Below are 13,253 nucleotides of genomic sequence, written 5' to 3' on the forward strand. Positions count from 1 at the left end.
GACGCTCTTCCCACGGCATATCCGGCAGTGCCGGGCCCATTATTTTCAGATTGCTCATGTTATTTGGTTGTTGGTTTATCATCATAGGTGAACGGTACGAACCAGGTCATCACAAAGGCGGGGATCGTCGCCAGCATGACCACGATGAAGAAGACGCCGTAGCCCTTCCAGTCGCTCAGGTAACCCGAAACGGCGCCGGTGAGCATCACCGAAAGGTTCATGATGCCCGAGGCGAAAGCGTAGTGCGCCATCTGGTGCCGACCCGGGGCCACCTGCTGCATCATGAAGAGCGTAAGCCCCACGAACCCGAACCCGTAGCCGAAATACTCCACGACGATGCCGCCGCCCACGAGCCACATCGACTGCGGCTGGAACCATGCCAGCAGCGCATAGACCGCGAACGGAAGGTTGAAAATGCAGCACAGCGTGAAGAGCGAGCGCCTCAGTCCGCGGTGGGCGATATAGTAGCCCGCGAGCAGCGATCCCAAAAGGAATGCCCCGGCGCCGAACGTGCCGTAGTACAACCCGATCTGCTGGTTGGTAAGCCCCAGCCCTCCGGCCGCGGTATCCGCCTTGAGGAACAACGGCACGATCTTCATCACGAAGCCCTCGCCCAGGCGGTAGAAGACGATGAAGGCGATGTAATACCAGATATGCTTTTTCGTGAAGAACGCCGCGATCACCTCCTTCAGGCTGCGCAGCCCTTCCCGCAGCGAATGTCCGTCAGCCGCACTTCCGCCCGACGGCAACTCGCGGCTGTGGTAAATACCCAGCAGGACGAGCAGGCCGCAAAGGATCGCCAGCACCACCGTCCACGACTGCACATAGGCATCGAAGGTCGCCGCCCCGGAATCGCTGAAACGCTTGCTGAGCCAGCCCGCGAACCAGACCAGGCCGCCCGTGGCGACTAGTTTCGCAAGGTTGTAGAACGCCCCCTGCCAGCCGATATACCGCGCCTGATCCCCGGTCGAAAGCTCCGACATGTAAACGCCGTCGGCCGCGATGTCGTGCGTGGCGCCACTGAAGGCCACCACCGCGAAGACCCCCACCGTGACGGCGAAGAAATGGGGCATATGCAGCGCCAGCGCAGCAAGGCCGAACAACACGCCGCTCAGGAGCTGCGTCGTGACGACGAAGAATTTTTTGGTGCGGAAAATTTCCAGGAAGGGGCTCCACAGGAATTTGATCGTCCACGGCCACATGATCAGCGACGTCCAGAACGCGATCCGGGTATCGGATATCCCCAGATCCTTGAACATGACGGCCGAGACCATGTTCAGCACGACGAACGGAAGCCCCATCGCAAAATAGACCGTAGGCACCCAGGCCAGCGGCGAAGTTTTTTTAACTGTCGAAATCATCGGGTCTTCTCCGGTTTTAGGTTAGGGATGCACAAAGATAATAAAATCTTTCCGCACACGGTCGGTATTCCGGGCGGTAATCATCTTTGCATCCGTAAAGTAATACAATTTCGGGCGCCGGATTACTAAACGGGCCGGCGATTTAATTCCCCGGGAAAGAAGACCGTGCAGCCGGCGGGTCTTGAGGCTCGCGACTGCACGGTCGTCAGAATCGAATCCTGCAGAGAAATCAATCTACATATACGATCTCCGTCGCGGCATTCTTGGTCAGGTGCGGAATATCCTGCCCTTTCTTGAGATAGAGCGACTTCACCCTCTCCCCGCGATCGCATTTAAGAGTCTGGAGTGCCGGACAACCCGACACGTCTATCGAGGTTATCCCGTCATACCAAACATAGTAGGAGGCTACTGTCAGATCCAGCGATACCAACTTGTTACCGATCATCGTAAACTTCTCGGCATCCGAATAATAGGTTCCCAGCGGAGACAACGATTCGATCGGATTGTCCCCAAGATTAATCAAGGCCAACCTAAAATTCCGGGTGCACTTCAGTTCTTTCACCTTCGTCAAACCGGAAAGGTCTATTTCACTTAGATCATTACTCATGACATTGATCTTTTCCAGGTTCGTGAAGTTTTCGATCCCCTCCAGCGATGTCCATTGGGTACCATAGCTGGGGTTATATGACAACTCGGTGGCGGCCAACCCTTTCTCCGTAATGATTCCGGAAGTAGACCCCAATGCGACGATCCAGCCCTGTTGTTGCAGCCACTTTACAAAATCCTTATCGACAAACGAAATCAGTGTCGCATTCGGATCTTTCTGGATAACGGACAACTCTTTGGTAATGCCAGCACCCTCAATCGTAATCTTACCTCCGCGACTGGTAGTTGCCGCTCCGAGATGGAATGTAAGCGTCTTCGTTTCCAGCCCACGGGTTTCGGGCACCTGCGTGATCCAATCGTCGCTAATCATTACTTTGTAATCTACATTGGCATTCACATCAACGGAGAAAGAACGCTCCGCAAGGTCAAACTCAAATGCCGTATCCTCGATATTGATTGCATATATCCGGTTCTGGGTCAGCGGAATATCGACCGACTGCCCCATGCCCGAGACCGTGACCACGGTCGAACGGTCATCGTAATCCGGGTTCTTGGCAACGGTAAACTTCAAGACCGTGTTGCCGAAAACGTCGTTGCGCCCGACATACGTGACCCAATCCCCGCCGCCGTCGGAAAACGCGACGGCCAATTCCGGAATGTTCGTATGCAGTTTGACCTGGATATCGGTGCTCAATGCTTCGACGGTCATATTCTCCTCGGAAAGAAGGGTCAGCGAATAGCCCGCTTCCGAAACGATTTTCAGGGGAGCGACAGCCGATCCCGTAAAGAACTTGAAGGCCGCTTCACGGCTCTCTTCGCTTGTATTCGGATCGATCGTGAAGGTTACCACATCGCCGCTCTTCCCGGCTTCGGCCGAAGGATGCACCCAGTCGCAGACACCTGCGAGCCGCCAGTCTCCCGAACTGGTTACGGTCACCTGCGTCGTCGTCCCGTCAGGCCCGGCGGGGATGGCATCGGGGGTAATGGATATCGTGGCCCGGGAAAGGTCGTCCGCCGTATCGTCGTCGGAACAGGCGCTGAGCGCGCAGGCCACCGCTACAAAGGCTATAAATATCTTTTTCATAAAATCTACGTTGTTTTAGGTTCTCAATCGAACTGCATCCCCGCAGCGGTCGTGCTGCGGGGAGTACAGCACACAATCGGATTAAGGCAGTTTATAACGTGTCGCGTCGTTCTTTTTGTAATAATACTCGGGCATCAGCAGCTCCTCGTCATAGAGGCCCCGGGCAACGGACTGGCACCGGCCCACCTGGAACCGATAGTCATCGAAATCGTTTACCAGCGAAGTGGTATGCCCCAGTGCGAAGAACATATAGTAACCATAACCGGCCTCTTTCTTCGAACGAGCCGTAGATTCGCTCGAATCGCCCGACCCCCGGTTCAGCTCGATCGACATGCCGGAACACTGCTTGACGGTCATGCCCTGCATCGGTGCTGCCGTTCCGCCATAATCGGCAACGGCATAGTCGACGAACATACCCGGTTCGATCCCGTCGACAGAAGGCATCCAACTATTGATACCGCCCAGATAGTAAACCATGACGGTTTTATCAGGCATTGCCTTTTTAGTTTCGTAGCAAAGGCGTGCTGCCGCATCGTATGACCACTGCGTAAACCAGGGATTACTCAGGTCGGGAGAAGTCGAATACTCGTCGTCGAAACCGACGCCGTCGAGATTATAGGCGTCGCAATAAGCCGCCAGCTCCTTGGCGAACTCACGGCAGCCCATATCGGACAGCTGTGCCACGCCGGCGGCATCGTGGTTGCCCAGGATACCGAGGATCACCTTCATGCCACGCTTGCGCAACGGCTGCAGGAACTGCTCGTTGTTGTCCAGCAGAAACTGCACGTTGGGGTTGTTCAGCACATAGACCCGTCCCGTTTCCGCATTGTAATTGATATTGGCCGAAAAAAGGATGATGTCGTCGAAGAAGAGCTTGCCGCTGTCCTTGAGCACGAACTCCAGCGCATTGAGCGGGTTGGTGTCGTTGACCTCGAAATAGCACACGTTCCTCACGGCGTCGGGGCCCTTGTAAGCGTCGCCCTGGGCACGCAGGTCTTTCACCAGATAGACCGCATGCTGCGCCTTTTCCGAGAGCGTGATACCCTCGGTCGAGGAGGTTGCCTTGAGCGGAAGCAGATAGGTCGTCCCCTCCTGCAATTCGCTGCCTGCGGCCAGGGTAACGCCCACCCCGACCGAACGGATCTCGTCCGGGGCCAGCAGCAGCTTGCCCTCGCGGTCGATGGCGACATTGGCCGCGGGGAAGAGTTCGAACTCCGTCCCGTGTTCGGCATTGTAGGTTTCCAGATAAGCGGGATCTACCTCGATCTTCACGTCGACACCCTTCTGGGGCGCTTTCGTAAGGCGGAAGAAGACCTCGGTCTGGTATTTGTCCGAGCGCAGTTCGATCACCGACTCGTTCTTGTTCGACGTCACGTCGAGCAACATGCCGTCGACGCGCTTCACGGCGTCGTATGCCCCTTCGTCGACAGGCTTGCCGCCCTCGATGTCGTCGGTGCAGGCCGTGAAGGCCAGCCCACCCAACATCAGCGCAAGCGGAAGGATGCTGTATTTCAGATATTTCTTGGTGTTCATAATCGTTTCAGGTTAAAGGTTAGCAGATTATTTACCCAGCTCGGGAAGCGATACATTCACCCACTTCAACTCCTTCTCGACGGTAAGGTCGTTCCCGTAGGAGGTCTGGTCTTTGATGGTCTTGCCGGCTCCCTCGTCGAATTTCCAGTAGGCCACCAGTCCGTCGGAAGCCGCGGCCACCTGGTAGAAATGGTCGGGGGCATTGATCTCCTCGGGGGTCAGCGCCTTGTTCCAGATACGCACTTCCGAGATCTGGCCGTCGAAATAACGGTCGCTGGCATACGAATAACCGATCCAGAAGCAACGGGGCTTGCCGTCCGATTCGTCGGAATGGGCTACGCCGAAATTCACGGACGAAGTACCGACGTTGCCGCTGCACTTCTCCGCACCGTCGAGGTATACTTTCACGTTTCCCGACTCGAATGTCACGGCCACATGGTACCAGCGGCCGGCATCGAGCTTGAGATCCGAATTGGTCAGGTTCCTCGACGAAGCGATCTGAATCTGGTTGGGATCCACGCCCGAATCGCCGATACGCACCAGGAACTTGCCCTCGATACCCATGATCGTGGAGATCTGGTTCTTGAACGCATTGCCGTTGATCAGCGCCTCGAGCGTGAAGGTACGCATGTTGGTTACGGGCGAGGCATCCTTCCAGTCGGGCCAAGCACGGTTCTCGGTAATACCGGCCACGACGTTGATCAGCGCGGCACCCTTGAAGATATAGTAAACACTGCGGGCACTGGGCAGCACGTCGATACCCGACACCGAACGGATCGTCACGGGCAGCACATAGCGCTCGTTCTTGTCCAGCAGGTTCACGTCGACGAACCTGATCGTCACGGGAACGCTCGCCACGCTTCCGGCCTGTATCCTGGTCTTCGTCTCATCGAACTGGTAGAACTCCTCGGAGAGCAGCTTCACGTCCTCGTCGTAGTAAGCCTGGCGGTAGTGGTCGAACAACTCGGGCGCGGCGGCGAACTCGATCGAAATGTCCTGCCCGACGGGCTTGGCGATACCGGCCGTGATTTCACGCTCATAGGAGGGATTCGCAGCCTTGATAAGCATCTCGTCGGTGAAATTCGTCGCCGAGATGAAAAGTTTATTGTCGTAATGCTGCCTGGAAAGATCCTCGTTTTTGCAGCCTGCCAGGGCAACGGCGGCAAGAGCCGCGACAGCAATATTTAACTTGTTGAGTTTCATAGGTCGCATTAGTTTTTAGGTGCGGGATTCAGGATGTCGACCGCCTCCCGGATGTTTTTATAAACCAAAGTCAGGTTGAAATAGTCGTTCTGCGCGTTGGCGATGGAGATACCCAGTTTCTCATAGCCCGACGCCGGGCTTACGACCCACTGGGCAGCACCCTTGGTGGCACGCACACGTGTCTTGCCGTCGGCCTCGTAGCCGGAGAAATAACCGCTCTCATCGCTCAGGTCGGTGAGCGACGGGGTCGTCACGCCGATGACGAACCGGTCGGTCGGGACATCTTCCACGGCGGCCATCAGCACGGCGAACGACATCTTGTCGGCCGAAGTTGCGGTCAGCGCGGGGATGACGATATAATCGCATTCGCCCAGGACTGACTTGTCGATGAGGTTCTGCGGGTTACCCTGGAAGACCAGCACTTTGCCGGAGTTGGCGCCGCTCCAGGTCTTCACGTTCGAGAAGAACGCCTCCTGGCGTGCGGCATACTGCGCTTTTTCCTCTTCCTGCATAGCCTGCGGGGCACGGCCGGTATAGTTCACCTGGACACCGTCGTAACCATATTTGGCACACAGGTTCAGCTGACTGACGGTCTGCTGCCTGCAGAACTCCAGGAAACGGAGCTCCAGCTCCTCCTCGGGGGTCGGTTCGCCCTCGCCGCCACCTTCGCCGCCTTCGTCCTGGGTCGCCTCGGGGGTGCTGGGATTCGCGGGTTCTTCGGGTTTGTTGGCCTCCTCATCCACGAGGACTTTCTCCCAGAGTTTCTCGATCGCATTATAGTCGATGTTGTAGATCACCCGGGTGCCCTTCTCGCGTACCTTGGCGAATTCACCGGCCAGGGTCGGATGCAGGTTGTCGGGATTCATCAGGCAGATGATGTCCACGCTGTCGGGCATCGTCGTCAGGTGCTCGTTGCGCTGGGCCGGAGCCGAGGTGGTATTGTCCATCGAGACGAGGACGACCTTGTGCTCGCCCGCCTTGTAATCCCGGAGCGCCTTCAGGTACTGCTTGTAGAGCTCGGGATTCTGCTCCTCAAGCGTAGGATAGTTGATGTCGAGGCTTTCGGTCTCCGTCCAGTCGCTGCACGCCGCAAAAGAGAGGACTGCAACGGCTACGGCCGGGAACAGAAATTTCTTGATATTTCGTTTCATAATCGTTTAGCGTTCGGGTTGGTTATTATTTGATCGCGGGGTTGCAATCCCACCACATACGGGTCGCCATGTTGTCGGCACCCTTCAGAAGCGACGAAACCGCATTGTTGACGTTCACGTTGTTGGTCGTGTATTCGTCTGCCGGATAAGGCATACGGCGCGCCCCGAGTTCGGAATCGACGACCCCGAGGCTCTTGTTTCCATCCTCGGTGGCAGGCATCAGACGGGGATAACCCGTGCGGCGGTAGTCGGCCCATGCCTCGTTGCCCAGCTGCCAGTTGGCGATCCACTTCTGCGTGATGATGCGCTCCTGCATCTGGGCAAGCGAAGCACCCGCATCCCAGGCAATGGTAATGTCGGACAACTCCTGCGAATAAGAATTCGAATTGGCAGGATCGGCATAGAGCTGCGGTTTGCCCGTGGTATTGGCCAGGTAAGTGTCGGCACCCGACACACCCCACTCCTCGAACGAGAGGCGGATGCCTTCGTCATAGAAGTCCTTGGCCTCGCCGGAGCCCATGTTGAACCCGAAGACACCCTTCGCCTCGGCCTTCAGGAAAGCCACCTCGGCAGCATTCATCCACGTGACGGGCGAGGAGATCGAGATATTGACGCCGGAGTACTTGCGGCCAACGGATGCCAGAGGCGGAATCACGATTCCGCGGCGGATGCCGACATAGGTTTGACCGGGCCACTCCGACTGCGTGAAATATTTCTCGCGGCGGGGGTCTGAATAACCGTTCATGTAGCAGATGATGTCGGCTGCGGCATGCGTATCGCCGCCCGTCATGCAGTCTGCGGGCTTGTTGTAGTTGACTGCCACGTAAATGGGGTTGCCGTCGGCACCGAACGACGTCAGCCTGGCGTTGTCGGCATTCGACGTGATGACGCCCACCTCGCTGTTCACGGCCGATTCGGCCATCTCGCGGGCTTTAGCCTCGTTCGCATAGACGATACGCATCGCCAGGCGCAGTTTGAGCGAATTGGCGAGCTTGCACCACTTCTCGGCGCTGCCGCCGTAGATATAGTCGGCTTTTGCGGAAATAGCATCCGTGCGGTGCTCGGTAAGCACCTTGATCGCGGCATCCAGCTCTTCGAAAAACTTGTCGTAAACCTTCTCCTGCGAATCGTACGGCACCTGAATCTGGCCGTTCTCGCCGATCATCGAATAGGGGATCGGGCCGTAGGCGTCGGTCACACGGTGCATGGCGGCCACCTTGATGATGTCGGCGATCGCCAGTACGATGGGGTCGTCGGTCACCTTCTTCAACTCGCGCAGGTTCGAGTAAAGCACCGGGATCGTCCTGTCGCTATACATGAAAACGTTCGTCCAGTCGTCCGTCGGATTGTAATTCATGATCGTACGGGTAAAGCCACCCGTCGTGGAATAATACCCACCCATGGGGCCGCCCAGCAGCACATCGGTAAACTGCGCCGTATTGACGTCGGTCGATACGACGGTGCTCGCGAGCGAGGTCAGCGCCGAGCCGATGATATAGCCGTCGGTCTGCATGTCGTCCTCGGAGGGCTCGTAAGGATTGGTATTTATATCGAGGTAGTTGGCGGTGCAGGCCGTACCGACAAGTACCAACGCAGCCAAAGCCGGTTTTAATATATTGAATTTCATAGTCATCGTGCAGATTAGAATTTAAGTCTGAGGTTGAACCCGATATTACGCGTCGAAGGCGACATGAAATAGTCGATGCCCTGGTAGTAGCTGTTCACCGTCGCAACGGTCTCGGGATCGTAGGGAGCCTTGTTGTAGATCATCCACAGGTTGCGCCCCACGAGCGACAAGGTAATTTCGCAGATGTCGCCCAGCTTTTTCTTCGGGATCGTATAGCCGATCGAAGCCTCCTGCAGGCGCACGTTGGTGGCAGAATAGGTATAGTACTGCGGAACGGAGTTACCGCTGCCGATGGCCGTGTACCATTTGTTGGCATCCACCAGGTCGCCGCCGTTGATCATCACGCCGCCGGCATCGCGCGCTACGGCCGAAACCTCGGAAACACCGTAGTAGTCGAGCATGGCCTGCGTACGCGAGAATACCACGCCGCCCAGGCGGGCCGAAACCATGAAGCCGAAGTTGAAGTTACGCCAGCGGAAGTCGTTGCGCCATGCCATGTTGGCATCGGGAAGCACGCTACCCAGCTTGATGTAGCTGTTGACGTCGGTGATCGACTCGGAAGCGATCTCGCCCTTCTCGTTGATATAGACGGCGCCGTTGCTGTCGCGTTTGAGGTCGATGCGCGAATAGAAGTCGCCCAGCGTACCGCCCTCACGAAGGATGAAGCGGGCATCGGCAAGACCTCCCATATCGAGCTGATCGACCGAGAAGTGCTCGCCGGTCTCGGGGTTGACCACATCGTCGGCAAGCGAAAGAATCTTGTTCTTGTTCGCCGACAGCGTGTAGTTCGAATCCCACGAGAATTTGCCCCACGTATTGCTGTAACCCAGTGCGACCTCGAAACCGCGGTTGCGGACGTTACCCGACTGAATGGTCAGTTTGGAGGAACCCGAACCGGTCGAGATATTCGGCTCGAAGGTCTGATCCTGCGTCTTGGTGTTATAGTAAGTGAAGTCGAGGTTGAAGTGGCGCAGGAAGCGCATCGTCAGACCGACCTCGAACGACTTGGTGCGCTCGGGCTTGAGGTTGTAAATCGGGAACCGGGTCTGGGTGCTCCAGTTCAGGCCGCTCTCGTTCCAGCTGTAACGCGGGTTGGCGAGGTAACGCTCGAAAGCCACACCCACCGATGCGTACGACGCACGGAGTTTGACGTAGGAGAGGTTCTTCGGCATCTCGGGGATGAGCTGCGACAGCACGACCGAAGCACCGACCGAGGGATAGAAAAACGAGCTCTTCACCGAATGCTCGCCGGCCAGCTGCGAAGGCCAGTCGTTACGGCCGGTCAGCGTGAGGAAGTAGGTGTTCTTAAAGCCGATCTCAACCGAGGCGAAGATCGACTGGGTCTGCTCGCGCCACCCTTCCTGCAGCCGCTTGGTCTTGGAGGTGTTGCTCAGGTTCTGCACGCTGAACACGTTGGCCAGCAGAGGTTTTTCGTCGGTGATCTCACCGTCGGGAATCGGGCCGCGCACCTTCATGGCGTCGTAGCGCATGTCCGAGATCGAAGCACCGGCATTGGCTTGCAGCGACCAGTCCTCGCCAAAAGTCTTGTTGATATTGACCAGCACGTCGCCGTAGACCTGCTTGTCCTTGGTCTTCGTGATGCCGTAGAGGCCGTTTTTCGAACCCTCGGTCAACTGCGTGAAGGTCGAAGCATAGAATTTTTCCGTATAGTCGTTGTTGCTGTTGTCGATGCGGAGACGGCCGGAAACATTGAGCCAGTCGAGCACGTCGTACGAGAGTGCAGCGTTCAGCATGTAACGGTCTTTGTTGTTTTCGCGCAGGTTGCGGTAGTTGATCCAATAGGGGTTCTGCATCGTCATGCCGGCATCGCCTACGGGCCAGTACTGGGTATAGAGGCGGCGGGCGGGATCGTAACGCTCGTACATTTCGATATCGGCCCAGTCGTTGCCGCGCGGGTAGACGTAAGCGCCGACCAGCGGGTTGTTGTAGGTACCCTGGTTGGTCATGTTGCGGTCTTTCTGCATCACATAGCTGGCACCCACGTCGAGTTTCAGCTTGTCACCGAGGAACGAGGTGGTATTGCGGAACGTAAAATTGTAACGGTCGTAGCCGTTGTTGGGAATTACTCCGCGCGAGTTGACCGCCGCGGCCGAGAAATAGGTTTGGTTCTTCTCGGTACCCGTCGAGAGCGAGACGCTCTCGGTACCCGTTACGCCGGTTTGGAAATAGTCATCGCGCGGGCTGTACCCCATATAGTTGGAGCTGTTCAGGCGATTGCCCCAGCTGCGGACGATCGAACCTTCGCTCGAATTGAGATCGCCCGTACCGTAACGGTTCTGAAACTCGGGAAGGACGAACGGCGACATCACCTCGGTGTTGCTCGATACGGTCACCGAAGTGTAGCCCGCCTTGCCGCGCTTGGTCGTGACGACGATGGCACCGTTGGCGGCATCCGAACCGTAGAGTGCCGCAGCGGCCGCACCGTTCAGCACCGACATCGACTCGATGTCCTCGGGGTTGATATCGGCGATGGGATCGGTCGTACCCTGCGAGGCGAACTCCGTGCCGCCGTCGCGGGCCGTCGTGAACATCGGCACGCCGTCGATTACGTAGAGGGCGTTCGAAGTCTGCGAAATCGACTTCTGACCACGCATGACGACCCTCGATGCGCTGCCGACGCCACCGGACGACGAGTTGATCGTCACACCGGCGACCTTGCCGCTGAGCGAGTTGATGAAGTTGACGTCCTTGTTGGCCACGATGTCCTCGGAGTTGACCTGCTGCACGTTGTACGACAGCGCCTTTTCCGAACGTTTGATACCGAGAGCCGTAACCACGACCGCATCCACATCCACCGCCGACTCCCGGAGCGTAAAGGTGATGTTGGTGCGGCTGCCTACGGTCTGTGCGATCGGTTCGTAGCCTAAATAATTGATTTCTAATACGGCGTCAGCCGAGGGGGGGGGGAACTTGCAGCGAGAAATCGCCGTCCACGCCGGTACTCGTACCGATCGTAGTCCCCTTGACAATGACCGCAGCGCCGATCACCGGCATACCGGAAGCATCGACGACCTTGCCCGTCACGGTGACAGGCTGGCCGGGCTGTGCGGCCGGGGCTTTCTGCGAGAGTACGATCGACGTATTCTCGACGGCATAAGCGATATCGGAAGATTGGAAAAGCGTATTGAGCACATTGTTCAGCGGCGTGTCCTTCACATCGATCGACACGCGGCACGCTACGTCCACATTCTTGTCGTAAACGAACAGGTAGGTGGTTTGCTTTTCGATTGCACTGAGCACCTGCTCAAGGGGAGCGTCCGAAACCCGGAGGGTTACCGGTACGGACTGCGCACTTGCCGTGCCCGCGAAAAGGCAGCATACAAGTGTCAAAACAGGCAAGAGAAACCTAACTCTCGCTTGGTTTTTCATTTTCATACGTTGGTCAGTTAATTAGGTTATTGGTTTTTCCCGGATCCCCTGCCCTGCTCGGGGGAGGGGTTTAAAGGCGCTGTCCGGGGCACGCCTCGTCATTCGTCTAAGGTCTGGGGCAATTTTTCACATAAATCTGGGCTTAGGTACTACAATCAGGTTAGGTTGGTCAGTGTATATAAATCATGTCTTTCAATTCGTTGCGCGTATACTGGAAATCGGCGCTCTGCTGCAAAACCCACAGGGCATGGTCGATACCCTCGGAGATACGGATCTTCCCGGTGAAAAGGTTGGTCGGCATATCCTGGCGCCGCACCTCGATCTTCACGCCGTAATATTTCTCGAACTCATCGAGCAAATCCCCGAACGAAGCGTCGCGGAAGGCAATCAGCCCCTCGCGCCACAGGAACCCTTCGTGTTCGGGTATCCGCCCCAGGATCAGCCGTCCGTTGAGGTGCGTCACCTGTTCGCGCGGATGCAGCTCGACCTGGTTGTTCGAATTGAAGCGATCCGTCACGCGCACCTTACCCTCGACGAGCGAGGCGACGAACTCCCCGTCTTCCGAGCGGGCCTTGACGTTGAATTTCGTACCCAGCACCTCCACGTCGCAGGCATAGGTCTCGACGACGAAAGGATGCTTCCGGTCATGCGACACATCGAAAAACGCTTCGCCCTTGAGCTGCACCTTACGCTCGCGCCCGATGAAGAAGGTCGGGTAATGCAGTTCGGAAAGCGCGTTCATGCAGACTTTCGTGCCGTCGGGCAGCTGCACGTCGATATGCTGGCCTGCCGGGACGGTGATCGTATTGCCCGTCAACAGGAACTTGTCATACATCCGCGAGACGTAGATGCCCCCCGCTCCCGCAACGACCAGGATGACCGCAGCGTATTTGAGGACTTCGCGTGTCCAGCGCGGCAGGGTCAAAACCTTCGGCTTGCGTGTCGTGCGTCCGGGGTCGGCCAGCATCAGCATCGAATCGAACAAACGGCGCTCGGCAAGCAGTTCCCTGCGGTTGGCCGGATCACGGTCGATCCAGTCGAGGACTTGTTTTTCCTCTTCTACGGACGCGCGCCCGTCAAAAAACCGGTGTAGTAATTCTTTTTCCATGACATAGAGATAACACCCCAGCCGGGGAAATCCCTGAAAAAAATCGCACTTTTTTCAGGGAAAGCCCGGGTGAAGCAAGTTAAACGAATGATTATCAATTGATATAAAACCAGAAAATAAAATAAGCCAGGTAATCTTTGAGCACCACACGCAGGATTTTCATCGCCTTCGAGACTTCGAACTCGACGCT

Annotated in this window: 7 protein-coding genes and 2 pseudogenes; all 9 read right to left on the minus strand. The window is 56.9% G+C overall.

The features are described 5' to 3' along the window. Positions 1 to 59 precede the first annotated feature (59 nt). Positions 60 to 1,361 carry an MFS transporter gene (locus tag QVP03_RS05115; protein WP_022332492.1) on the minus strand — a complete coding sequence of 434 codons (1,302 nt, stop codon included), beginning with the start codon at positions 1,359 to 1,361 and terminating at the stop codon, positions 60 to 62. A gap of 229 nt (positions 1,362 to 1,590) precedes the next feature. Continuing rightward, positions 1,591 to 3,051: a BACON domain-containing protein gene (locus QVP03_RS05120; protein ID WP_022332493.1), complete on the minus strand. Its 1,461-nt coding sequence runs from the start codon at positions 3,049 to 3,051 to the stop codon at positions 1,591 to 1,593. A gap of 81 nt (positions 3,052 to 3,132) precedes the next feature. After that, positions 3,133 to 4,584: a BT_3987 domain-containing protein gene (locus QVP03_RS05125; protein WP_022332494.1), complete on the minus strand. Its 1,452-nt coding sequence runs from the start codon at positions 4,582 to 4,584 to the stop codon at positions 3,133 to 3,135. 27 nt (positions 4,585 to 4,611) lie between these two features. Further along, on the minus strand, positions 4,612 to 5,787 hold the full coding sequence (locus tag QVP03_RS05130; RefSeq protein ID WP_022332495.1) for a DUF1735 and LamG domain-containing protein: 1,176 nt from the start codon (positions 5,785 to 5,787) through the stop codon (positions 4,612 to 4,614). A gap of 8 nt (positions 5,788 to 5,795) precedes the next feature. Then, positions 5,796 to 6,938 carry a glycoside hydrolase family 18 gene (locus QVP03_RS05135; RefSeq protein ID WP_022332496.1) on the minus strand — a complete coding sequence of 381 codons (1,143 nt, stop codon included), beginning with the start codon at positions 6,936 to 6,938 and terminating at the stop codon, positions 5,796 to 5,798. A gap of 25 nt (positions 6,939 to 6,963) precedes the next feature. Beyond that, the gene (locus tag QVP03_RS05140; RefSeq protein WP_256166229.1) at positions 6,964 to 8,565 is read right to left on the minus strand and encodes a RagB/SusD family nutrient uptake outer membrane protein; all 1,602 of its coding nucleotides are present in this window, start codon (positions 8,563 to 8,565) and stop codon (positions 6,964 to 6,966) included. A gap of 14 nt (positions 8,566 to 8,579) precedes the next feature. Continuing rightward, positions 8,580 to 11,961, minus strand: a pseudogene (locus QVP03_RS05145) (SusC/RagA family TonB-linked outer membrane protein). 163 nt (positions 11,962 to 12,124) lie between these two features. Further along, the gene (locus tag QVP03_RS05150) at positions 12,125 to 13,063 is read right to left on the minus strand and encodes a FecR family protein (RefSeq protein WP_022332500.1); all 939 of its coding nucleotides are present in this window, start codon (positions 13,061 to 13,063) and stop codon (positions 12,125 to 12,127) included. Between the two features lie 94 nt (positions 13,064 to 13,157). Continuing rightward, positions 13,158 to 13,253 (minus strand): annotated as a pseudogene (locus QVP03_RS05155) (RNA polymerase sigma-70 factor); the annotation flags it as partial.

Origin of the sequence: Alistipes sp. CAG:29 (assembly GCF_000435435.1) — a bacterium.
GTDB lineage: Bacteria > Bacteroidota > Bacteroidia > Bacteroidales > Rikenellaceae > Alistipes > Alistipes onderdonkii.